The sequence below is a fragment of the Ureibacillus sp. FSL E2-3493 genome, assembly GCF_038077515.1.
In the GTDB taxonomy this organism is placed as follows: Bacteria; Bacillota; Bacilli; order Bacillales_A; family Planococcaceae; genus Ureibacillus; species Ureibacillus halotolerans.
The window spans coordinates 2509657-2534460 of sequence record NZ_JBBOPK010000001.1; the positions used below are offsets into that span (position 1 = coordinate 2509657).

20 protein-coding genes, 1 riboswitch and 1 other annotated feature are annotated in these 24804 nt (G+C 35.4%); of the genes, 7 read left to right on the forward strand and 13 right to left on the reverse strand.

Features of this window, described 5'->3' with window-relative positions:
* Positions 1-178: 178 nt before the first annotated feature.
* The 3 genes from MHH69_RS12840 to MHH69_RS12850 all read right to left on the reverse strand — a co-directional run bounded on the left by MHH69_RS12840 (position 179) and on the right by MHH69_RS12850 (position 5687).
* On the reverse strand, positions 179-1378 hold the full coding sequence (locus tag MHH69_RS12840) for an MFS transporter (RefSeq protein WP_341362491.1): 1200 nt from the start codon (positions 1376-1378) through the stop codon (positions 179-181).
* Positions 1379-1546: 168 nt separating this feature from the next.
* Positions 1547-3961 (reverse strand): leucine--tRNA ligase, encoded by a 2415-nt coding sequence (leuS, locus tag MHH69_RS12845; protein ID WP_341362492.1) that lies wholly within the window; start codon positions 3959-3961, stop codon positions 1547-1549.
* A 241-nt stretch (positions 3962-4202) separates the two neighbouring features.
* Positions 4203-4418 (reverse strand) — a binding site (T-box leader).
* A 78-nt stretch (positions 4419-4496) separates the two neighbouring features.
* Positions 4497-5687: an MDR family MFS transporter gene (locus MHH69_RS12850; RefSeq protein ID WP_341362493.1), complete on the reverse strand. Its 1191-nt coding sequence runs from the start codon at positions 5685-5687 to the stop codon at positions 4497-4499.
* A 155-nt stretch (positions 5688-5842) separates the two neighbouring features.
* On the opposite strand from MHH69_RS12850, the gene MHH69_RS12855 reads away from it, so the two are divergent.
* Together MHH69_RS12855 and MHH69_RS12860 are read left to right on the forward strand one after the other, a co-directional pair.
* Positions 5843-6805 (forward strand): TIGR01212 family radical SAM protein, encoded by a 963-nt coding sequence (locus tag MHH69_RS12855; RefSeq protein WP_122972962.1) that lies wholly within the window; start codon positions 5843-5845, stop codon positions 6803-6805.
* Between the two features lie 38 nt (positions 6806-6843).
* Positions 6844-7422: a tRNA (mnm(5)s(2)U34)-methyltransferase gene (locus MHH69_RS12860; RefSeq protein ID WP_122972964.1), complete on the forward strand. Its 579-nt coding sequence runs from the start codon at positions 6844-6846 to the stop codon at positions 7420-7422.
* Positions 7423-7481: 59 nt separating this feature from the next.
* On the opposite strand, the gene MHH69_RS12865 is transcribed toward MHH69_RS12860, so the two are convergent.
* The 3 genes from MHH69_RS12865 to MHH69_RS12875 form a co-directional block, all read right to left on the reverse strand.
* A protein-coding gene (locus tag MHH69_RS12865; protein ID WP_341361629.1) for an IS3 family transposase occupies positions 7482-8815 on the reverse strand; the annotation gives its coding sequence in 2 pieces (ribosomal slippage) (positions 7482-8428 and positions 8428-8815; 1335 coding nt in all).
* 122 nt (positions 8816-8937) lie between these two features.
* Positions 8938-10392 (reverse strand): alanine/glycine:cation symporter family protein, encoded by a 1455-nt coding sequence (locus tag MHH69_RS12870; protein ID WP_421930395.1) that lies wholly within the window; start codon positions 10390-10392, stop codon positions 8938-8940.
* A 224-nt stretch (positions 10393-10616) separates the two neighbouring features.
* Complete coding sequence (locus MHH69_RS12875; RefSeq protein ID WP_122973684.1) at positions 10617-11420, reverse strand: alpha/beta hydrolase; 804 nt, start codon at positions 11418-11420, stop codon at positions 10617-10619.
* A 121-nt stretch (positions 11421-11541) separates the two neighbouring features.
* Between MHH69_RS12875 and MHH69_RS12880 the strand changes: the two genes are divergently transcribed.
* Positions 11542-12054, forward strand: a complete 513-nt coding sequence (locus MHH69_RS12880) for a gamma carbonic anhydrase (protein WP_341362494.1) — start codon at positions 11542-11544, stop codon at positions 12052-12054.
* Positions 12055-12545: 491 nt separating this feature from the next.
* Here MHH69_RS12880 and metK read toward each other — a convergent pair whose 3' ends face one another.
* Positions 12546-13742: a methionine adenosyltransferase gene (metK, locus tag MHH69_RS12885; RefSeq protein WP_341362495.1), complete on the reverse strand. Its 1197-nt coding sequence runs from the start codon at positions 13740-13742 to the stop codon at positions 12546-12548.
* Positions 13743-14213: 471 nt separating this feature from the next.
* Positions 14214-14329: riboswitch (SAM riboswitch) on the reverse strand.
* A gap of 200 nt (positions 14330-14529) precedes the next feature.
* Here metK and pckA point away from each other — a divergent pair.
* Together pckA and MHH69_RS12895 are read left to right on the forward strand one after the other, a co-directional pair.
* On the forward strand, positions 14530-16116 hold the full coding sequence (pckA, locus tag MHH69_RS12890) for a phosphoenolpyruvate carboxykinase (ATP) (RefSeq protein ID WP_122973681.1): 1587 nt from the start codon (positions 14530-14532) through the stop codon (positions 16114-16116).
* Between the two features lie 127 nt (positions 16117-16243).
* Positions 16244-17577 (forward strand): IS3 family transposase gene (locus MHH69_RS12895; RefSeq protein WP_341361629.1). Its coding sequence is split into 2 segments (ribosomal slippage): positions 16244-16631 and positions 16631-17577, totalling 1335 coding nucleotides; the frame shifts between segments, so codons are not numbered across the junction.
* A gap of 57 nt (positions 17578-17634) precedes the next feature.
* Here MHH69_RS12895 and MHH69_RS12900 read toward each other — a convergent pair.
* The 4 genes from MHH69_RS12900 to MHH69_RS12915 form a co-directional block, all read right to left on the reverse strand.
* Positions 17635-18414, reverse strand: a complete 780-nt coding sequence (locus MHH69_RS12900) for an alpha/beta hydrolase family protein (protein ID WP_122973736.1) — start codon at positions 18412-18414, stop codon at positions 17635-17637.
* A complete protein-coding gene (locus MHH69_RS12905; protein WP_122973735.1) occupies positions 18398-18865 on the reverse strand; it encodes an NUDIX domain-containing protein in 468 nt (155 codons plus the stop codon). Before MHH69_RS12905 ends, MHH69_RS12900 begins: the two co-directional genes overlap by 17 nt.
* A 54-nt stretch (positions 18866-18919) precedes the next feature.
* On the reverse strand, positions 18920-19234 hold the full coding sequence (locus tag MHH69_RS12910) for a transposase (RefSeq protein ID WP_122973734.1): 315 nt from the start codon (positions 19232-19234) through the stop codon (positions 18920-18922).
* Between the two features lie 89 nt (positions 19235-19323).
* Positions 19324-19773, reverse strand: coding sequence for a Dps family protein (locus MHH69_RS12915; RefSeq protein WP_122973733.1), 450 nt, complete (start codon positions 19771-19773; stop codon positions 19324-19326).
* A 295-nt stretch (positions 19774-20068) separates the two neighbouring features.
* Here MHH69_RS12915 and yidD point away from each other — a divergent pair, with 295 nt between their 5' ends.
* Both yidD and MHH69_RS12925 read left to right on the forward strand, forming a co-directional pair.
* Positions 20069-20302, forward strand: coding sequence for a membrane protein insertion efficiency factor YidD (yidD, locus tag MHH69_RS12920; protein WP_122973732.1), 234 nt, complete (start codon positions 20069-20071; stop codon positions 20300-20302).
* Positions 20303-20405: 103 nt separating this feature from the next.
* Positions 20406-21428: a metal ABC transporter solute-binding protein, Zn/Mn family gene (locus MHH69_RS12925; protein ID WP_122973731.1), complete on the forward strand. Its 1023-nt coding sequence runs from the start codon at positions 20406-20408 to the stop codon at positions 21426-21428.
* A 104-nt stretch (positions 21429-21532) separates the two neighbouring features.
* Here MHH69_RS12925 and MHH69_RS12930 read toward each other — a convergent pair whose 3' ends face one another.
* Both MHH69_RS12930 and MHH69_RS12935 read right to left on the reverse strand, forming a co-directional pair.
* Entirely contained in the window at positions 21533-23101 is a 1569-nt protein-coding gene (locus MHH69_RS12930) for an IS1182 family transposase (RefSeq protein ID WP_341361490.1), read from the reverse strand.
* A gap of 158 nt (positions 23102-23259) precedes the next feature.
* Entirely contained in the window at positions 23260-24696 is a 1437-nt protein-coding gene (locus MHH69_RS12935; protein WP_122973639.1) for an o-succinylbenzoate--CoA ligase, read from the reverse strand.
* Positions 24697-24804: the final 108 nt, after the last annotated feature.

Genomic DNA, 24804 nt, shown 5'->3' on the forward strand with positions numbered 1-24804 from the left:
ATTTCAAAAAAGTGCGAATATTACCTTAATAATAAACATACCATTCTTATTGGTCAACTATGTTTTTAAATTAAAAGACTTTTTAAAAGATTTTAAAATTAATATTATGTTATAAATGAAGCATTTTTAAACAAATTAAATAAAAAAATAGGAACGAACCATTATGATTCGTTTCCTATTAAAAGTCCTTTAATGTTAATTTTTTATATCTTACAAAGATAAAGAGGGCCGCAATAATACCGATTACGGCGATAAAACCATCAAATATAAATATAAAATTTATCGCTCCTTTGTCTGCAATTGCACCCGTAATAAGTGGCATAACGACGGAGGCTACACTGGAAGCTGTCGCAACTAAACCCGTTACCGTTCCTTTCCTCATCCAAAATAATTCTGTCATTAAAGTAATAGCTAGTTGAAGTACCCCAGCTGTTGAGAAACCTAAGAAAAAGGAAGCAATCGTAATAACAGAAGGTTCTTTAACCGTTAAAATAACGGCAACGGTTAGCACTGTAATCATCGGATAAACAATTAAAATCGTTGTTGCTTTTATTTTATTGCCTAAAATAAAGGCTAGTACTAATACTGAAACAACGGATCCAATACTATAATAACTTAACAATTTAACCGCTTCATTCGTAGTCATAAAGACGGCTTCTTGTCCATAGCTTGGTAACCAAATTTGAGCTACTGTAAATAATGCCGTTGATGTAAAACCAATAACGATTAAAGATAAACCTTCTTTTAACAATTTCGGTTCCGATTTAAATGGAACAATTGGTTTCACTGTTTCCTCATTCTCTTCTAGTTTAACTTCATTAACTTTTGGGAATGTGGACAACAGTAAAATGATCATATTGAAAAGATAAATAGCAGCTAGTAAGAAAAAGGAATATCCGAAAAATAAGCCGTTATCGGATAAAAATAAAATGATAAACGGTAATATCGTTGCACCCGTGGACATAAAGGCTTTAACGAGTACATTGGCCGAACCCGATTTTTTCGTAAATATTTCTACTAATGCCGGATAGGAACCTGCATCCATCGCCGCATTCGCAACACCCGCTAAAACGGCAAATAGAAAGGCTAACTTATAACTTGGCAATAAAGGAATACTAACTAAAAAAATTGCCATGAGAAAGCTAGAAATAATTAAAAGCGGCTTCCTTCCTACTTTGTCAGATAAAACTCCTAAACTACTATATGATAATAGTTTCCCAAAACCGATAGCAGCTATAATGTAACTAATAATCGTACTAGTTGTACCCCATTTGGCCGTTAAACTTTCCATATTGGAGGAAAGAATGATATTTACCATTCCTAATAAAAAGTAATTACTATATAAACCTATTGCAGCTTTCATATACGTATTTTTCATTTTTTTCTCCTAATCAAACCTTACTTTAACGATTTAAAGCGTTGAATTTATTTTAACATACTTATTAAACGAACGAAATATTTTGTTTGAAGGGTATGATTTTCATCCTTTTATATACAAAAATGCCTCAAATATATGTGAGTCATATATTTGAGGCATAATGATGGATTATTTTACAACAATATTTACAAGTTTACCTGGTACCGCAATCACTTTAACAATTTGCTTTCCATCCGTAAACTCTTTTACTTTTTCATCAACTTTTGCTATTTCTTCAAGCTGTTCTTTTGAAACATCTTTTGCCACTTTCACCTTTGAACGTAATTTACCATTCACTTGAACGACTACTTCCACTTCATCATCGACAAGTTTGGATTCATCAAATGTAGGCCATGCCGCATAAGTAAGCGTTTCTGTATGCCCTAAAATTTCCCATAACTCTTCTGATAAGTGTGGTGCAATCGGTGCTAATAATTTCACAAAGCCTTCAGCGTATTCCATTGGGAAAATATCAGCTTTATAACAATCATTAATAAATACCATCATTTGAGAAATGGCTGTATTGAAACGAAGATGTTCATAATCCTCTGTCACTTTTTTCACCGTTTGATGATATGCCTTTTCTAGTGTTGTATCAGAACTATTTTGAATTTTTTCTGATAGCTTCCCTTCATCTGTTGTATATAGACGCCAAATTCGATCTAAGAAACGACGTGCACCGTCAAGGCCGTTCGTTGACCAAGCAACAGAAGCATCAAGTGGTCCCATAAACATTTCATATAAACGAAGGGTATCGGCACCATGGCTTTTAATAATATCATCAGGGTTTACGACATTCCCCTTTGATTTTGACATTTTTTCGTTTCCTTCACCTAAGATCATTCCTTGGTTGAATAATTTTTGGAATGGCTCTTTTGTTGGAACAACACCTAAATCGTATAGCACTTTATGCCAGAAGCGAGCGTATAGTAAGTGAAGTACTGCGTGCTCAGCGCCACCAATATAAATGTCAACAGGTAACCAACGTTTTAATAGTTCAGGATCAGCGATGGCTTCTTTATTTTTTGGATCAATGTAACGAAGGAAATACCAGCTTGAGCCTGCCCATTGTGGCATTGTATTCGTTTCACGACGACCTTTTTTCCCTGTTACAGGATCTACTACATTAACCCATTCATCAATGTTTGCTAATGGAGATTCCCCTGTACCAGAAGGGCGAATGTTCGAAGTTTTTGGAAGCACTAATGGAAGTTCCTCTTCAGGTACAGTTGTCATTGTACCATCTTCCCAATGAATGACAGGAATTGGTTCTCCCCAATAACGTTGACGTGAGAATAACCAGTCACGTAAACGGTAAGTCACTTTTTTCTCTCCAACACCTTTTTCTTCTAACCATTCAATCGCTTTCGCAATTCCATCGGCTTTATTTAAACCGTTTAAGAAATCAGAATTAATGTGCGGTCCATCTCCAGTAAAGGCTTCGTTAGCAATATCCCCGCCCTCAAGTACTGGTACAATTTCTAAACCGAATTCTTTCGCAAATTCATAATCTCGTTCATCATGGGCAGGTACTGCCATAATAGCACCCGTTCCATAAGAAGCTAATACATAGTCGGCAATCCAAATCGGAATTTGTTTACCGTTAATTGGATTAACTGCATAAGCACCTGTGAACACACCTGTTTTTTCTTTTGCTAAATCTGTACGTTCTAGATCAGATTTCATTTTCACTTTTTCTAAATAGTCATCTACTGCCTGACGATGTTCGATAGTCGTAATTTCTTCAACTAATTTATGCTCCGGAGCTAATACACAATAGGTTGCGCCAAATAACGTATCTGGTCGAGTTGTGAATACTTCAAAGTTTTTCTCTGTACCAGCAACGGCAAACTTCACCTCGGCCCCTTCAGAACGACCGATCCAGTTACGTTGCATATCTTTAATCGATTCCGGCCAATCTACCTCTTCTAAATCGTCAAGTAGTCGGTCAGCGTATTTTGTAATACGTAATACCCATTGACGCATAGGACGACGTTCTACAGGATGACCACCACGCTCGGATTTTCCATCGATGACTTCTTCGTTCGCAAGTACTGTTCCAAGGGCTGGGCACCAGTTAACAGGAATTTCATCTACATAGGCTAAATCCATTTCAACTAATTTAGTAAATATCCATTGAGTCCATTTATAGTAATCTGGATCCGTCGTATTAATTTCCCGATCCCAATCATAAGAAAATCCTAGTTCTTGAATTTGTCTTTTAAATGTCGCAATATTTTTTGCTGTAAACTCAGCTGGGTCGTTTCCTGTATCTAGGGCATATTGTTCAGCAGGTAAACCGAAGGCATCCCACCCCATCGGATGAAGAACATCGTATCCTTGCATACGTTTAAAGCGAGAAAGAATATCCGTTGCAGTATATCCTTCAGGGTGACCTACGTGTAACCCTGCACCGGATGGATAAGGGAACATATCCATTGCATAAAATTTAGGTTTTGATTCGTCATTCAATGTTTTAAATGATTTATTTTTTTCCCAATATTGTTGCCATTTTTTTTCGATTTGTTGATGATTAAAACTCATGAGCATTGTTCCTCCTTTATTGTTTTCTGAACTGATCATTCGACATGAAGAAATGATAAATTAGGTCAAAAAGCTAATATAATAAGTAGATTATCCTAGAAACGGAAATAATAAACAAATCCATCTTGGAGTATATTAGTTCCTAAATTTTTCAATTTAAAATCGTGATACATAGAGCTTTCGTCTAACAGGGTAAGTTGACGAAATATTTAAAAAATAAAAAAACCCGCCCCTTTATAAATAAAGGGACGAGAGATATTTGTAAACTCCCGCGGTACCACCCAAATTAGTGACACTACACTCAGCTCTAGTACCTTAACGCGGTATGACGGTTTTAGCTACTTTTTTCACTAAAACAGACTCCAAGGCGAGTTCGATTTATCTACTTACTAGCTTCCACCAACCGCTAGCTCTCTAAAAAGCTTCAAGATCTACTATTCCTTCTCATAGTCGTACTTTTTTATTATTTTAATCATTTTAATGGAAATACATAAAATATACAAGTCCCCCAGTTAAATGCTTTTTAAAGCAAAAATTACTTATCAATAGAAATAGGATGAGAGGATTTCTTAATTGGTTTATCATATAGTAAACAAGGAACAATACTAATAATAAATAAACTACATAAAAATAAAATTAGTACGTTCATACTATAATAATCGACAATCATACCACCAATAAATGGACCTATCATTCTTCCTATTGAACCTATACTATTCACAATCCCTTGATATGTTCCTTCTTTCCCCTTAGGCGCTAACATATTAGCAATCGTCGGTACAGCCGGCCATACAAATATTTCACCGATTGTTAAAATAACCATTGCTGCGGCAAACATTTTAAAACTATCGGCAAACAAAATAACGGTAAAGGATAGCATCATAATGATGACACCAATTACTAATTGGGACTTTATTTGTTTTTCATACTTTTGCACAATTGGACTAATAATAGGTTGCAGTGTAATAATTAACACACCATTAATCGTCCAAAGTAAACTATACTCTTTCAAACTAATCCCTTGTTGTTGTATGTAGGTTGAAAGGGTAGTTGACCATTGAGAATAAGCTATCCATGCTAACAAAAAGCCACTACTTAAAATAACTAACGAGTAGAAATTTAATTTGGAAGTAGATAATTTCACCTTTTCCCCATTATTACTTTTCTCCGTCTCAATTTTCGGTACGATATCTCGATAAGTGACAACAGCTAAAATGAAAAATACGACATACAATCCTAAATTCGAAATAAATAAATAATCAAAACTCTTTTCTGCAATAGGCCCTGCCAATGCTGGCCCTACTGCCACTCCTAAATTTTGAGCAAGATAAATAGCGTTAAATCCTTTTCTCCCACCTTCTAGCCAAACGGATCCTACCAATGCGAAAATGGAAGGTATAACAATCCCGCTTCCGAAGCCCATAATCGTTAAAAACCAAACGTAATGGGGCCAACCATGCCAAAAAGTAATGCCAAATAAAGAAATAACCGTAATTATAATGCCAAACATAATCGATTTATAGCCACCTAATTTATCGAATAAATGGCCTCCTGCTAAATTCCCTAATACTGTCGCCCCTGCATTTAACATTAATACAAGTCCTGCAACCGATAAAGACTGTCCCAGATGGTCATGCATATAAATCGTATTTAACGGCCATAGAAATGAGCTCCCAGTTATATTAATAAAGGTCCCAATAACTAATAGCCAAACCTTTTTAGGCATATCTATACCTCCAAAACTCTTTTCCCACAAAAAATAATAGTATTCTTCTTTTACTAGAAGTACAAGAAAAAAATTGTTGAATTGACGGAATTTCATGATACAAAATGCACAATACAACATCCCGTGTTAGAATACTTGATAGAGGAGTGAATGAAATGATTGAACAACAATTTCCTTTCCCATCCGACGGGAAACGTTACTATACATGGAATCGATATTTACGAGATGAATTTGGGAAAAAAGTATATAAAGTCGCTTTAGATGCCGGTTTCGATTGCCCAAACCGTGATGGCACTGTTGCATTTGGCGGATGTACGTTTTGTAGTGCTGCCGGAAGCGGTGACTTCGCTGGTGATCGGGTCGATCCAATCCCAGTTCAATTTGAAAAAATTAAAGAAAAAATGCAACATAAATGGAAAGATGGCTTAACTATGGCTTATTTCCAAGCATATACAAATACCCATGCTCCACTACCTGTCTTAAAGGAAAAATTCGAGGCAGCTTTAGCCTGCGAAGGAGTGATGGGGTTAAGTATTGCAACTCGTCCAGACTGTTTACCTGATGACGTTGTTGAATATTTAGCAGAATTAAATGAACGGACGTATTTATGGGTGGAATTAGGGTTACAAACGGTTCATGAAAAAACAGCAAATTTAATTAACCGTGCCCATGATTATGCAACTTATGTAGAAGGCGTCGAGAAACTTCGAAAACATAACATCCGTGTTTGCACACATATTATTAACGGCTTACCGTTAGAAGATTACGATATGATGATGGAAACAGCCCGTGAAGTGGCAAAACTGGACGTACAAGGAATAAAAATTCACCTGCTTCATTTACTAAAAGGAACGCCGTTAGTTAAGCAATATGAAAAAGGTATGTTGGAATTTCTTGAAAAGGACCAATATATTAAACTTGTTGCAGATCAGTTAGAAGTAATTCCACCTGAAATGATTGTCCACCGTATTACCGGTGATGGTCCGATTGATTTAATGATTGGCCCAATGTGGAGTGTTAACAAATGGGAAGTTTTAAACGGTATTGATGCTGAACTCGAACGTCGCGGAAGTTGGCAAGGAAAATTATATGTTCCGTCCAAGACCGAAATGGTTTAATGGAAGAAAAAAGCATTAGCCAAAAGGAAGTGACGGTAGTGAAGTTACAACGAGTTTTACAATATGCTAAAACGCTCCTTTCCGAGTCAATTGATGCAGGGGACATTGCAATCGATGCGACTGCTGGAAACGGTCACGATACATTATTTTTAACGGAACTTGTTGGAGAGAAAGGCCATGTTTACGCTTTTGACATCCAGCAACAAGCCATTGAGTCAACGGAGAATCGTCTAAAGGAAAATGGAGTTAGTCATCTAGCAACGGTTATTTTAGATGGCCATGAACATATTTCACAACATGTTCAACAACAAATTGGTGGGGCTATTTTTAACCTCGGCTATTTACCAGGTGCCAATCATCATGTAGTGACGAAAAGTAATACAACGATTGAAGCGATAGAACAACTACTACAACTATTGAAAATCGGCGGTATTATCGTTTTAGTAATCTATCATGGTCACGAAGGTGGAAAAGAGGAACGGGATGAACTATTAAAATTCGTCAGCTCCCTTCCTCAAAAGTATGTACATGTTCTCCGGTACGAATTTTTAAACCAAAAAAATGATCCACCTTTTATCGTAGCATTGGAAAAAGTAAAGAATTTCCCTAAAGAATAAAAAAGAGCAAGGCAACCTTAAAGTGTACCCTTTGTAAAGGACATTTTTAAAAAAGGCTTTTAAGCAACTTGAAGAAGATGGTGACTGTATTGTGCAGGCGTCATCTTTTTTAAGTTCCATTGACCTCGGTAATGATTGTAATAAGTCATATAACTCTTAATCTCTCTTTTTACTTCTTCTAATGTTTCACACGATTTAAAGTCTGTTTCATCTTTAAAATGACCAAAAAACGATTCTTGTGGGGCATTATCCCAACAGTTTCCACGACGTGACATAGATTGCTCTAGTCCCATTTTCTTTACCATCTTTTGAAATTGGGGGCTGGTATAGTGGAACCCTTGATCAGAGTGAATGAATGCGCCATCGGCCAATTTTATCCCATTCTTTTTCAACATCTTTAATGTATTTAATGCAATATCTAGTGTAATTTTATCCGATGTCTCATATGCTAAAATTTCATTGGTTTCGGCATCTTTTATAGCGGATAAGTAGGCACGTTTTCCTTTTCCATAACTCAAATATGTAATGTCTGTTAATAATACTTTTCTAGCGATTCCTTGCTTAAATTTACGGTTTAATAGATTTGGTAAAGTTCTATGTTCTTTCGTTGCTTTGGCCATTCTTCGATATGGATTTGCTTTTCGAATGGGGCAGATGATTTGAAACTTTTTCATGATACGACGAATTCGCTTTAGGTTATATGTAATTTGATACTGATTTTCTAACGTCATTTTAATTTGACGTGCACCTTTCTTACGACCACGGAAATTGAACGCTTTTAAAATGATTTCTTTGACTGTCTCATCTGCCTGATCACTAGCTTGTCTACTAAGTTGTGCTTCTTCTGAAAAATAACGATAGTAGCCCGATCGAGAGACTCCAACTAATTTACAAAGGTAGCTTACCATTCTTTTTAAGCGGTGTTTTTCTATCACATACTGGATCAACTGAAATTTTTGTTCCGCTGTTAATTTCTCTTTTTCTTTATCAACAACCTTTCTGCTAAATCGATCTTTTTTAGTAGTTCATTTTCTGCACGTAATAATGCATTTTGCGCCTCTAACCTTGCGTACTTTTCTTCTATACTTAATTCTCGCTCAAGTGGACGTCCTGAAGAGTGTTTACGTGTATCCACAAGCCCAGCTACACCATTCTTTTGATAAGCAGCACGCCATCGCTCTAAAGCAGACTTTGCACGTTTTTTACCTACGATATCAATATCAAATCCTGCATCTTCAAAAATTTGAAGTGGAAATTTCCCTTCCTCATATTCTTTAATGGCTCTTGCTTTAAATTCATCTGTATATGTTATTGCTTTTTCACTCACTGCTTTTACATAAGGATGTTTCTTGAGTAATTTCTGTTCTTGATCTGTAAATAACTTTTTCGACATGTTCTTCCGCTCCATCAACCATTTATTTTATTTCATTATAAATAAAAGTACCCTATAAGAGAGACCTTTTTTCAAGTGTCTTTCTTATAGGGTACATTTTACTTTTGCCCGCTCTTTTTATTTTATTTATCTTTTTTATAATTCTCCCAGAAGGTTGCGTTTTTAATTCCTAGTTTAATAGGGTCAAATACTGGATCTTTCCCCTCTTTTTTCTGTTGCTCGTAATCTTTCAACGCTAACATAGCTGGTTTCATTAATATGAGTATTCCGATTACATTAATCCAAACCATTAAACCTAATCCTAAATCGCCAAATTTCCAAGCTAAATCCGATGTACGGATTGCCCCATAGAAAGTGGAAATGATGAGGACAAATTTTAAGACCCAAGTAAAGAATTGTTCCCTTTTCTGGGTGAATAAGTACGCCACATTCGTTTCAGCAATATAATAATAGGCCATAATTGTAGTAAAGGCAAAGAAGAACAGCGCAATGGCCACAAACATCGAACCAAAATCATTTAAGGCAGGGAATGCTTTATTTACGGCTAATTGTGTGAATTCTGAATAAGTAGCCCCTGCTACATTTTCAACTACTAATTCCCCATTAGCATCTCCTACATTTGTGTTATATGTACCCATAAACAATATCATTAATGCTGTTGCTGAACATACGAATAATGTATCAATATAAATAGAAGCCGCTTGTACTAAACCTTGCTTAGCTGGGTGGGATACTTCAGCTGCTGCTGCAGAGTGTGGTCCTGTACCTTGTCCTGCTTCATTCGAATAAACTGCACGTTTTACACCCCACGCGATCGCTGCACCAATCATCCCGCCAAAGGTCGCATCAACATTAAATGCGCTACGAATAATAAGGGCAAATACATCTGGAACAAGGGAAATATTCATTATGATTACAATAATGGCTAATAAAATATAGGCAACAGCCATAAAAGGAACGATAATTTGAGCTGCGTTTGCAATACGTTTCACGCCACCTAAAATAATAAATGCTAATATCGCTACAACAATTAAACCAGTAATCCACGGTTCAACACCAAAAGCATTATTTACCGCACTAGTAATCGCATTTGATTGTACCCCTGGCATTAAAATAGCTACGGCTAAAATGGCAGCTACGGCAAAGACAACGCCAAACCAACGCTGACCTGTACCTTTTTCTAAATAAAAGGCTGGACCTCCTCGGTAAACACCATTTTTCTTTTCTTTATAAATTTGAGCTAATGTTGATTCCACATATGCAGTTGATGCTCCAATAAATGCCGTTACCCACATCCAAAATACAGCACCTGGTCCACCAAAAGCAATAGCTGTAGCTGTACCTACAATATTACCCGTACCAACTCGACCGGATAATGCTATTGATAGAGCTTGGAATGACGAAATACCCGCTTCCGATTTTTCTCCTGTAAACATTAGGACAAACATATCCTTAATTTTTCGGACTTGAACAAATTTCGTTAAGATGGAGAACAGTAGTCCGACGATTAAAATACCATAAATCATTACTGGACCCCATAACATATCGTTTAACCACGTAACAATCTCCTCAATCATGGATGCACCTCATTTTCATTTATTATTTAGAATATTCTTTATATTACATAAATTAAAACCTCAATTCAATAAAAATTTTTATCTATTACTATAAAAATAAAACGTTAGAATATTAAGATAATTTATTGTATTCATTTTCATTATTCTACTATTTGGAATTCGCATAAAAAAAGACTATCCAACGAAAGGAATTTCATGGATAGTTCTTTTCTTTAAATGTCATTTTATTTAATAATGTATCCTAACGAACGAATAACATTATTGATAAAGTCCTTCTCATACGTAAATACTTCTTCCCGTTCATAATCATGATATAAGTTATGATAACTGTTCGGCCATTCTTTATATTGAATTTCCGACGACATTTGATTAAATAACCATTTTCTTGCAGGCTGAGGATCAGTAATTTTATCTTCTTTAGCAACCATTAACAAAATGGGTAATGCTAATGTCCCTTCCTGTTCTGCCGTCATATTTTTCATTAAATTATGGATATCTTTAAACCATCTTACCGTTACATTGGAATGATATGGTAAATAATCAACCATTTCATTGTAGCCGTCTAAATTTCTAGTTAACATATTTTTATCGAACTTCAACGAGATTTTTTTGTTCGATGCTATAGTTCCTAAACTTGTAATTGCATTCGTAAGTAAATTAGCCGTTTTCTTTAAATGAAGCCAAGGCGAAGCTAAAATTAGACCTGCACATTCCACTGTATTCTTCTTTAAAAATCTAATAGCTAATGTTCCACCTAATCCATGACCAATAATAAAAACCGGCAACTGATATGTTAAAGCACTTTCCATTAACTTTTTAATATAATCTAAATACTCTTCAATCGTTTCGTCATGAACCTTTGAATATTTTAAATGTTCGCCATGGCCTGGCAAATCTCCCATAACAATGTGATAACCTTCTAAGCGAAGTTTTTCAATTAACCAAGCATACCAACGATGATGTTCAAAAACGCTATGTATGATAACGACTACTGCCTTTGCTTGTCCATCTGCTTCCCATTTCCACATAACGCACCCTCCTGCCCATTACTTATTCAGTTGTGGATATATATACCAATTATTATTTTCCATACTTTTATTTATTTGATACGATAATAATATATCATACTTAGAAACGAGGTATTTTTCGATGATTTATCCATTTAAAAATAAAAATCCTAAAATAGACCCATCTGTATTTATTGCCGATAATGCCGTAATTACTGGTGATGTCACAATTGGTGAAGAGACGTCCATTTGGTTTAATACGGTAATTCGTGGGGATGTATCAGCTACTATAATCGGGAAACGCTGTAGCATTCAAGATTTAAGTTGTTTGCATCAAAGCCCGAACAATCCTTTAATCATAGAAGACGAAGTAACAATTGGCCACCAAGTAACATTACATAGCTGCGTGATTCGTAAACGAGCATTAATTGGGATGGGGTCCATTATATTAGACGGTGCTGAGATAGGAGAGGGTGCATTTATCGGTTCTGGTAGTTTAGTACCACCGGGTAAAAAAATTCCACCTAATTCTTTAGCAATGGGTAGACCAGCAAAAGTAGTTCGTATGGTTACCCCAGAAGATAGAGAAGATATGGACCGCATTATCCGAGAATACGTTGAAAAGGGACAATACTACAAATCAATTCAAAAATAATGTTCTTAAGTGAGTGTAAACTTTCATGTTACACTCTTTTTATTAAAATCTTCGAAGTATTACCTCTATTTTTTGTTCATATAAATAAAGAAGGGGTGCTTCGTAATACGTCTTATAAAGGGATCTGAATGGTTACTAATCAGCCTTATTATTTTTACTGCACCGGTCATCGTATTTTTAACTCCCCTCATCATATCGATTGCATTAGATGAAATAGGGAGCGACCAACTAATTTTGTTTTTTCAAAAAATCCTTCTGTATGTTTTTATATTCGCTTTTTCCTTAATTGTTTTATACATTTTATCTATTGTAAAAAGGATGCTTAAAACATTATTTAAATTTTTCTTCCATTAATTTTTCTTTTACATATTCATTCCGAAATAAAAAAAAATCTGCTTAATTTCTATTGAAGTGGGAAAAACCACCTTAGAAATCTCGCAGATTTTTTCTTGTTATCTATGAATCAGCCTAATTTTCTTTCATGTAGAAAATTAAAGTCCGGCCTTTTCTCTTAATTTTTGAGCGATATCAGTGTTTTCCCATGGGACATCTAAATCTGTGCGACCAAAATGACCATAAGTAGCCGTTTGTTTATACATTGGACGACGTAGATCAAGCATTTTAATAATGCCAGCTGGGCGTAGATCAAACAATTCACTTACCCATTCTACTAATTTATTTTCTTCTACTTTACCTGTACCAAACGTATCCACTGATATTGAAACAGGTCGAGCTACACCGATGGCATATGCTAATTGAACTTCAGCACGCTCTGCAAGACCAGCTGCTACGATATTTTTCGCTACATATCTTGCAGCATATGCGGCAGAACGGTCTACTTTCGTAGGATCCTTACCTGAGAATGCCCCGCCACCGTGACGAGCATAACCACCATACGTATCGACAATAATTTTACGTCCTGTTAAACCAGCATCCCCTTTAGGACCACCGATAACAAAACGTCCTGTCGGGTTAATGAAGTATTTTGTTTCATAGTCGATTAAATCAGAAGGAACAACTTCATTAATTACTTTTTCTTTTAAGTCTTGTTGAATTTGTTCCAATGTTACATCTTCATCATGTTGAGTAGAAATAACAATCGTATCAATCCGAACTGGATGATTGTTTTCATCGTATTCTACTGTAACTTGAGTTTTACCATCGGGACGTAAATATGGAATTTCCTTTGATTTCCGAACTTCCGTTAAACGGCGAGCTAATTTATGAGCTAAGCTTATTGGTAATGGCATTAATTCTGGCGTTTCGTTACATGCAAATCCAAACATTAAACCTTGGTCACCAGCACCAATTGCTTCGATATCTTCATCAGTCATAGATCCTTCACGTGCTTCTAAAGCTTGATCTACACCTAACGCAATATCAGGAGATTGTTCTCCGATAGCAGTTAATACTGCTAAATTTTCTGCATCGAATCCATATTTCCCACGTGTATAGCCAATTTCCGCAACAGTATTGCGAACAACACTTTGAATATCAACATATGTAGATGTTGTAATTTCCCCGGCAACTAACACTAATCCAGTTGTTACCGTTGTTTCGCAAGCTACCCGTGCATTTGGGTCTTCAGAAATGATTGCATCTAAAATAGCATCGGAAATTTGATCACAAATTTTATCCGGATGCCCTTCTGTTACACTTTCTGATGTAAACAGTCGACGGTTTGTCATTTGATTTCCTCCTAAGTTTATAGCGAGACTCTTTCCTCGTTGTTGATACGGTACTCTATTACCCATGTTTAGCCCACTTATAAAGATTAGTACTTCAAGCCGTCACAATGATATTTTTTGTTTAGCTTAAATTTTCCATCTTTTTAAAGATAGTTAAAAAGGACAGTAATTGTATAATGAAATATGTACAAAAACATGTTCTGAACAATTTTTAGCTACCTTTTGTGTTAGATTTCGTATAAAATGTATTGTAGAACATTTTTGAAATCTAGTTTTTATCGAGTGGCATCAAAAGTTATGGCAAGTGAAATTCACTTATTCGTAATTTGATACATGGATTTAGAAAGGCACATATAAAATAGGTAGTTAAACTATCCTTTTCATTGTGTTCTAAATTGAAAAAAAAAATTCCTCTACTCAAGTACTTTTGCATGAGTAAAAGGAATTGTCGTTTCATTACATTACCTTTCACTCTTATCGTTCAAGGGTATCCCCTTGCATCAGGTTGGCACCATCGCATTATAAAATGAAAATGCAGGTTGCCGGGCTTCATAGGGCCTTGACCCTCCACCAGCTCGGGATAAGAGTATCCGTTCAACACAACATCTTACGTAAAGTAACTTTAATTGTCAATGGATTTTACCTAAATCATGAAATGTTTTAAAATTATAAAATAATTTTCAGGAATTAGTATAGATTATTTAAATCAATGTGTTATACTATTTTTGAAATTAATCAACCCTCCCAATGCAAGTGGGAATTCTTAAAAAAGGATGGTATTAAATCGATGAATTCAGTAGAAATTGCAAATGAACTGAAGGAATTATTAAACGGAGAAAATATAAATGTTCAACTTTCAGTACCACAATTAGTGGAAAAAGCTACCGAACGTGGAGAGGCAACATTAACTGTAGATGGCGCTTTACGTGCTGAAACAGGTAAATATACTGGCCGTTCTCCTAAAGATAAATATATTGTAGAAGAAGAAAGCACAAAAGACAAAATCGACTGGGGTAATGTAAACCGTCCGATTTCTGCTGAAGTGTTTGATAACCTTTACGTTAAAGTTGTAAACTATTTAAAAGAAAAAGATGAGCTATTTGTATTCAAAGGGTTTGCAGGAGCTGATAAAGAATCACAACTTCCAATCCAAGTAATTAATGAATATGCATGGCACAATCTATTCTGTCATCAATTATTCATCCGTCCAACAAAAGATGAGTTAGCTTCTCATGTGGCTGAATTTACAATTGTTTCAGCTCCTACCTTTAAGGCAGATCCAGCAGTAGATGGTACTACTTCCGAAACATTCATTATTGTATCTTTAGAAAAGAAAGTCATTTTAATTGGTGGTACTGAGTACGCTGGTGAAATGAAAAAATCTATTTTCGGTATTATGAACTACCTATTACCAGAACGTGATATCCTGTCAATGCACTGTTCAGCAAACGTTGGTGAAGCTGGTGATGTAGCGTTATTCTTCGGTTTATCTGGTACAGGTAAAACAACTTTATCTGCTGATAGCAATCGCAAGTTAATTGGTGACGATGAACATGGATGGTCAGACAATGGCGTATTTAACATCGAAGGTGGTTGTTATGCAAAAACGGTTAACCTTTCCGCTGAAAAAGAACCGGAAATTTATAACGCAATCCGCTTTGGTTCCGTTTTAGAAAATGTTGTAATTGACCCAGAAACTCGTATTCCTGATTATGATGATGTAACATTAACGGAAAATACTCGTGCTGCTTATCCGATTCATTTTATCGATAACATTGTTACACCTTCCGTTGCAGGACATCCGAAAACAATCGTATTTTTAACAGCTGATGCTTTCGGAGTATTACCTCCAATCAGCAAATTAACGAAAGAGCAAGCAATGTACCACTTCTTAAGTGGATTTACTTCAAAATTAGCAGGTACAGAACGTGGCGTAACATCTCCTGAGCCAGTATTCTCTACATGCTTCGGTTCACCATTTTTACCACTTCCAGCAACTCGTTATGCTGAAATGTTAGGTCAAAAAATTGATGAACACGGTTCTCAAGTATTCTTAGTAAACACTGGTTGGACTGGTGGAGAGTATGGTGTTGGAAACCGTATGAAGCTTTCCTATACACGTACAATGGTTCGTGCTGCTATTGATGGAAAACTTAATAATGTTGAGACTACACAAGATGCAATCTTTGGATTACATATCCCGACTGCCGTAGAAGGTGTACCAAGCGAAGTTTTAAATCCTCGTGAAGCTTGGGCAGATAAAGAAGCTTATGATAAAAAAGCAGCTTATTTAGCAGACTTATTTAAAGAAAACTTCAAAAAGTTCACAAACGTTTCTGAAGATATTTTGAAAAAAGGTGGCCCTTTAGCTTAATCCATAATAAAAAGGACGTCTAAATTTAAAATGTACCCTATAAGAAAGACACTTGAAAAAAGGTCTCTCTTATAGGGTACTTTTATTTATAATGAAATAAAATAAATGGTTGATGGAGCGGAAGAACATGTCGAAAAAGTTATTTACAGATCAAGAACAGAAATTACTCAAGAAACATCCTTATGTAAAAGCAGTGAGTGAAAAAGCAATAACATATACAGATGAATTTAAAGCAAGAGCCATTAAAGAATATGAGGAAGGGAAATTTCCACTTCAAATTTTTGAAGATGCAGGATTTGATATTGATATCGTAGGTAAAAAACGTGCAAAGTCTGCTTTAGAGCGATGGCGTGCTGCTTATCAAAAGAATGGTGTAGCTGGGCTTGTGGATACACGTAAACACTCTTCAGGACGTCCACTTGAGCGAGAATTAAGTATAGAAGAAAAGTACGCAAGGTTAGAGGCGCAAAATGCATTATTACGTGCAGAAAATGAACTACTAAAAAAGATCGATTTAGCAGAAAGGTTGTTGATAAAGAAAAAGAGAAATTAACAGCGGAACAAAAATTTCAGTTGATCCAGTATGTGATAGAAAAACACCGCTTAAAAAGAATGGTAAGCTACCTTTGTAAATTAGTTGGAGTCTCTCGATCGGGCTACTATCGTTATTTTTCAGAAGAAGCACAACTTAGTAGACAAGCTAGTGATCAGGCAGATGAGACAGTCAAAGAAATCATTTTAAAAGCGTTCAATTTCCGTGGTCGTAAGAAAGGTGCACGTCAAATTAAAATGACGTTAGAAAATCAGTATCAAATTACATATAACCTAAAGCGAATTCGTCGTATCATGAAAAAGTTTCAAATCATCTGCCCCATTCGAAAAGCAAATCCATATCGAAGAATGGCCAAAGCAACGAAAGAACATAGAACTTTACCAAATCTATTAAACCGTAAATTTAAGCAAGGAATCGCTAGAAAAGTATTATTAACAGACATTACATATTTGAGTTATGGAAAAGGAAAACGTGCCTACTTATCCGCTATAAAAGATGCCGAAACCAATGAAATTTTAGCATATGAGACATCGGATAAAATTACACTAGATATTGCATTAAATACATTAAAGATGTTGAAAAAGAATGGGATAAAATTGGCCGATGGCGCATTCATTCACTCTGATCAAGGGTTCCACTATACCAGCCCCCAATTTCAAAAGATGGTAAAGAAAATGGGACTAGAGCAATCTATGTCACGTCGTGGAAACTGTTGGGATAATGCCCCACAAGAATCGTTTTTTGGTCATTTTAAAGATGAAACAGACTTTAAATCGTGTGAAACATTAGAAGAAGTAAAAAGAGAGATTAAGAGTTATATGACTTATTACAATCATTACCGAGGTCAATGGAACTTAAAAAAGATGACGCCTGCACAATACAGTCACCATCTTCTTCAAGTTGCTTAAAAGCCTTTTTTAAAAATGTCCTTTACAAAGGGTACACTTTAATTTAGACGTCCCTTTTTATTTTAATTTCATCCATTCACAAAGAGCCTTTACTGTCTGTCTGTTTAATTGGGGTGGATAATGATGGGATAACCCGGAAGAATACCAAGTTTCAACTTGCTTATTTTCTTTTATTAATGCTTGTTCCAATTCATAGGCTTGATGAATACTTACATTCTCATCCTCTGTTCCATGAATAATTAAAACCGGAGCATGAATGTCATTCACTTTAAAAATAGGCGTTCGTTCATCATATTTCTCCTGTTCTTTATTAGGAGAACCTCCAATAATTCTTTTCAAAGTTCTTCGCATATCAACTCGTTCCATATACATGGAAGTAACATTGGATACACCAGCCCACGTTACAACCGATTTAATATCGTTTCGCAAAATCGCCGTCCATAAAGCCATTAAACCACCACGGGAAAAGCCGAATAAATGCACGTCTTTTTTCTCAACAAATTGCTTTAAAACTTCTACACTATGGATCGCATCAAAACGGTCGTCCCCTGCCATTTCGTCTCTTCCTTCTCCACCACGGTTCCCCCGGTAATAAGGAGCAAATACAATAAATCCTTGACTTGCAAATTGGGCTATCCGGGATGGACGTACCATACCGATTGACTGTAAACCTCCGCGCAAATATAGTAATGCTTCACAATCATCCTCGTGGACGGGTTTTGCTAATAAACCTTTTACTCGAAGGCCTTGGGACCAATATATAATTTCTTTTAATACGACATTAGGATTTGGTGAAGGATAACTTCGAATTGATTCGATACTACCATTGTCTTTCATGATGCTTCACTTCCTGTAACATCTTTTTCATTCCCCTATCCTTCATGTAAAAACTTAAATGGGGATGGTTTATTAATTCTTCTGTAGTAAGCCACGTCATTCCTAACGTCTCATACTCTTCCACAAATTCATCAATTCTTTCGACTTTTCCAGTAAAAACGGCTTTGCAAAATGGGACTTTATCATGGACAACATAATAAGCAAACCATTTTAAATCTGAAATATGTACTGCCGTTTCTTCATATACTTCGCGAATCGCTGCTTCTTCCAACGTTTCACCTGGCTCTACTTTGCCACCTGGAAATTCGATACCACGCTTTTTATTAATCGTACAAAGCCATTTTCCTTTATAACAAACGAAAACAAGTACATGTTTTGGTTCAATTTCAAATGGACCATCATCAAATCTTAAATCCACTTTGCAACCATTTTCATCAATAAAAGTAAACATCCCTTTGCTCATCTCCTATACATAATTATAGTCTAGCGAAGGGATGTTTCGTAATCAATGGAAATACGGTAATTGTTCTACAAATTGTTTTGTATAATCATCACCAAATTCATGAATTAGCGCATAAATCTTTTTTAAACGATTGTCAATTTCATCATTGGATTCATCTAAATGATAAGGTAAATAAGGTAAATGGGCACGAACAATATTATCAAATTCCAATGAATCCATCTGCATGAATAACCTTTCAAAAATTCTTGCTTTATCACTATCCATTTTTAATTTAAATTCACAAGGTAACCCTAATGGATAATAACTATATGACTGGTTCACGACAGAAACATATATCGTTGTATCGATGACAATCACTCCTTTTATTCAGTATGGAGCGAAAAAAAGTGAACTATTCATGAACAAAATTTAGCATTGATACATCGATTCGTTTCACTTTTAAAAAGTTACTGATTATTCCCTAAAAAAGCGGAAAGCATCCAAGTATGTTTTTCTAAACTTTGAACCATTTCATTTAACATATCTTCCGTGCGATCGTCCCCTTCTTCAGCGGCTTGTTGCATGGCTTCCTTTAAAAAACCCATAATCGTTTTAAAATCAGTAATCGTTGTTTGAACCATGTCTTCCGTAGTTTCTGAACCGGTTGCCTCTTTAATATGGGACATTTGAAGATGTTCCGTTAATGTTGCAACAGGTTTTCCACCTTTAGTAAGGATTCTTTCCGCAACCTCATCTAAATTTAAAGTGACTTCATTGTATAATTCTTCAAACTTCTCATGAAGGGTAAAGAATGAAGGTCCGTTTACATACCAATGATAATTATGAAGCTTTGTATAAAGGACTGACCAAGTAGCTACAAGATCGTTTAATTGTTCGATTAATGGTTTGTTTGTCATGATATCCACCTCTTCAATCTTATTGACGATAATCAATAATTTTTTTGTCTTTTTTCGTTCATACTACGAATAGTTTGGACAACTAATAAAGATTTATGACCTTTTTTACAGACATTATTGTTAATGTCATCATTACTATAACCGTTCTTTATTACTTTAAAACATCATGAACGAAACCTTTTCTATGAAAATGCAAAAATACTAATCTTGTTACCCTATTTGTTTTATAATAAAAAATATAGAAAAGATTTGATTTCAATCTGTCTAACGATTCATACGATTAGGAGTTCAAAAAATGAAATATCCTTTTATTTTACTTATTAAATTTTATCGAAAATTTATTTCACCTGTTACGCCCCCTACATGCCGTTTCCACCCTACTTGTTCCGAATACGGTCTTGAAGCCTTTCGAAAACACGGTGCAATAAAGGGAATTATCTTAACAACTATCCGTATATTAAAATGCCAACCTTTCCATCCAGGAGGATATGATCCTGTTCCTGAAAAATGGCCTTCGAAAAAAAAATAATTCGAAGGCTTTTTTTTATTGTATTTTTTTAATGAATCATGTATTATTGAGAATGTTGAAATTTCAAATCGTAATTATTACTATTTAAAAAGGATGAAATAAAATGAAAAAATTTGCTTTTTTATTGTTAATTGCTGTTCTATCCATTGGTTTAGCTGCATGTAACAGTACGAATAATGGATCTTCAAATAGTACTACAACCAAAAATGAATCTTCTTCTGAGCAAGATTCATCAAAATTAAACGTTTATACAACAGTTTATCCATTAAGTTACTTTGCTGAACGTATTGGTGGAGACTTTGTAAATGTGTCTTCCATTTATCCTCCTGGTTCAAATGAACATACTTATGAACCGACACAACAAGATATGATGTCATTGGCAGATGCTGATCTATTTTTCTATATTGGTCTTGGACTTGAAGGCTTTGTAGAAAATGCTCAAAAGACTTTAGAAGGCGAAAATGTGAAACTAGTTGCAGCAGCAGACTATATTTCTGATGATCAATTAAATGCTTCTGCAGAAGAAGAACATGACCACGAGCATGAAGAAGGGGAAACCCACGATCATGATGAAAGTGAAGGACATGAAGGACATAATCACGGTGATATCGACCCCCATGTTTGGCTTTCTCCAATTTTAGCAAAGGATTTAGCATTGGCAGTTAAGGAAGAACTTGTTGCTTCTTTACCAGAACAAGAAGTAACTTTTAATGAAAACTATGAATTATTAATTGAAGAGTTAGATTCGTTGGATCAACAATTTAAAGAAATGGCTTCTGCAGCGAAAACGAAAACATTCTTTGTTTCCCATGCTTCTTTTGGATACATCGCTAAACAATATGGTTTAGAACAAGTAGCTATTGCAGGAATTAATTCTCAAAGCGAGCCTTCCCAAAAAGAACTAGCTAGCATCGTAGAACAGGCACAAGAATTAAACATTCAATATATTTTATTTGAACAAAACGTTTCTTCAAAACTTTCTTCGGTTATACAAAATGAAGTAGGTGCAGGCACACTGGAGTTACATAACTTGAGTGTGTTAACAGAAGAAGATATAAACAATAATGAAACATACTTCACGTTAATGGAAAAAAATATAGAAACATTCAAAAAAGCATTAAACTAAAAGAAAGAGGCTGGGACATAACTAGCTTCAAATAGTGAGAAAGGTGAATTTGAGGAAACTCAAATTCACCTTTCTCTATTTTGGTGTGTAAATTCTTTTTTTCTTTAGTTAATGGCCGTGAATTTTCTTAAATTCACAGCCATTAACGCGAGGCCCATTTCGTTTTCTACCTTCGATTTTCCTCGTACAGAAAATCGAGTGAAACGCAAATTAGCCTTCAAGAATCCAAAAACTGGTTCCACATCGATTTTGCGTCTTCGATAAATGGCACTTGTTTTCTCTTCTGAAAGCTTCGCTCTTACATATTCTTTTTGCTGTTCCCATTTTTCATTTACCATTAATTTTCGATTGTTGCCTTCTTTAGCTTTGGTACACGATGAACGGAATGGGCATCCCGAACAGTCTTCACACTCGTAAATTTTGAGCTTCCGTTGGAAGCCTGTGTGGTCATTACGGACAGAATAATATTGAAATTCAAGACGTTTTTGATTAGGACATGTATATGTATCGGTTTCTTCATCATACGTCCAGTTATCGGGATTAAATATGTTTTGTTTATACTTTTTCTTTTGTTCTTTCAAATACATACTATACGTAATAAGTGCTTCTCGTTTTCTATTCGAAAGGATATCATGAAAGTTTTGTTCACTACCGTAACCTGCATCTGCAACAATGTGTTTTGGTAACTCAAAATAATGTTGCTCAATCTCATCTAGAAATGGAATTAACGTACGTGTATCTGTTGGATTTGTATATATACTATAGGCAAGCGTATATTGACCTTCCGTTGCGATTTGTACATTATATCCAGCTTTTAATTGTCCGTTTTGCATATAATCATCTTTCATTCGCATAAACGTCGCATCTGAATCTGTCTTAGAATAGCTATTGCGTGTACCAAAGATTTCAAAGTCTCTTTCGTATTTTTGTTTACGTAGGACAAAATCAATCAACTGCTTGCGTAATTGTTTCGGGTATTTACGTTTATTTCTTAAGGCTTTTCGTTCTAGAACATCTGATGATGTTTCAATTTGTTTATCATATTCAGTTACGACATCGTCCACTTTTTGAACTAATTGAGCGAGTTCTTCCAATGATAACTGTTTATCGCTTTCACGTTGAATTTCAGGTATGATTTCACTCTCTAGTAGCTCATTGTATAGCTGGTTTGACTTTTCAATTAAATTTTGGTGATATTTTTCAATGGTTTTCTTCCAAACAAACGTAAATTTATTCGCATTTGCTTCAATTTTTGTACCATCGATAAAAATCGCTTCTTGATCAATAAGCTTTTCTTCAATCAATTGGCAACGGAATTGAACGAAACATTGACGAATTAAATCTTTCACTTCTGGTTGAATACGGAATCGGTTGATTGTACGGTAGCTTGGTTCATATCCTTGGGCTAGCCACATCATTCGGATACTGTCTTTTAATAGGGCTTCAATTTTCCGTCCTGAGAAGATAGATTGTGTATAGGCACATAAGATAATTTTAAGCATCATACGTGGATGATAGGCAGGACACCCCTCATTTCGTAGAAATGGTTCGAACGCTTCATGAGGGATACTTTCAACTAGATGATGGATATGGAAAGCAATATCATTATTTTGTAATTTTACTTCTAAATCTAAAGGCAAAATGAGTTGATTCATGTTATAATCTTTAAACATAAGGATCCTTCTTTCGATATGGTTTTGTGTGGTAACTTAATTTTATCAGAAGAGGTCCTTATTTTATTGTAAAAAATTCAAAGCCGGTGAAATTTTACTTTTCGTAAAATTTCACCGGCTTTTTTTATTTAGAGGAGGGTTTTGTCCCAGCCTCTTTTTTATATCATATATTCTTTTAACTTTCTTCGCATTAATTTATTTGAGCCGTTTCGTGGAAGGGATGGGACAAAATAAATATATTTCGGTATTTTATACTTTCCTAACTTCCCTTTACAAAATTCAAGTAGTTCTTCTTCCGTAATTGTAGAATGAAGAACAACAAATGCTGCCGGTACTTGTCCCCAAATCTCATCTTCTACACCGCAAACTCCAGCCTCTCGAACCGCTTCATGACTCATTAATACGTTCTCTATTTCAGCTGGGTAAATATTTTCTCCCCCTGAAATAATTAAATCGGAGCGACGGTCAAGTACATATAAATACCCTTCCTCATCTAAGTAACCAATATCTCCTGTATGTAACCAACCATCAATAGTGGAGCTTTTATCAGAAAAACGACCAATATAGCCAGGAGTTACATGGGGACCTCGAATTAAAATTTCCCCTTCTTCATTAGCCATCGTTGCATTAGCTATTTTAATTTGATTGAAAAATAGTGGTTTTCCAGCAGAACCTATTTTTCTTAATGCATCTTTGTTAGATAAAGTAGCTGTTTGGGAGGATGTTTCTGTCATACCGTACGTTTGAGAAACAAGTAAATTTAATCGGTGGGCCCGCTCAAGATAATGTACAGGAACAGGGCCTCCCCCTGCAAGAATTAACTTAAACTTAGGAGATGCTTGACTGCCCTTTTCTTCTAAGCCTTGAAGTATACGCTCTAACATCACCGCCACAACGGACATGTGGGTCACATTTCCTTTGGCGATATCATTGACACATTTTTCTTTATCAAATTTTTTGTACAACTTTACTTGATTGCCATAAAGTAATGAACGAACCAAAATCGAAAATCCACTTATATGGAATAAAGGGACTACGCACAGCCACACATCATCTTCAGAAAGGCCAATATTTAGCACAGATGATAATGCACTTGCCTGATGATTACCGACGGTTTGACGAACCCCCTTTGGAAATCCTGTCGTACCTGACGTATACATAATGGATGTTGTTTGATCATCTGGCCATTCATGTCGAATATTAGTAGATGTCGCTTCACTATTTTCGATTGTTGTAAATAAAAGATGGGGCGTATTATCAGGTAAGAGAGAAATATCCTCGTCATCAACTAAAACCATTTCTACTCCAGCATCTTCTATTTGATATTGTAATTCTTCCTTTGAAAGCTTACGATTGAGCATGACCATTTCACATTGTAGGTGCATGCATGCATACATGATAAAAATAAGGCGCGGTTGACTCGGTCCCATAATGGCAACACGACTGTTCTGTTGAATACCTAATGTTGCTAATTGTTTCGCTCTATGGACTGAAATATTTTTTATTTCTTCGAATGTCCATGATTGGTCTTCAAATATTAATGCACGTCGAGTCGGTGTTAAATGTGCACGTTGTAAAATCCAATTCGGATTCATATCCATTCCTCCAGTACATTGCAATACTATTTTAACTCTATAGGGCTAGCTATTCAAAAAGTAAAGAAACAACCTGTTTATAGCCCTTATTTATATGTAGGTTATAAT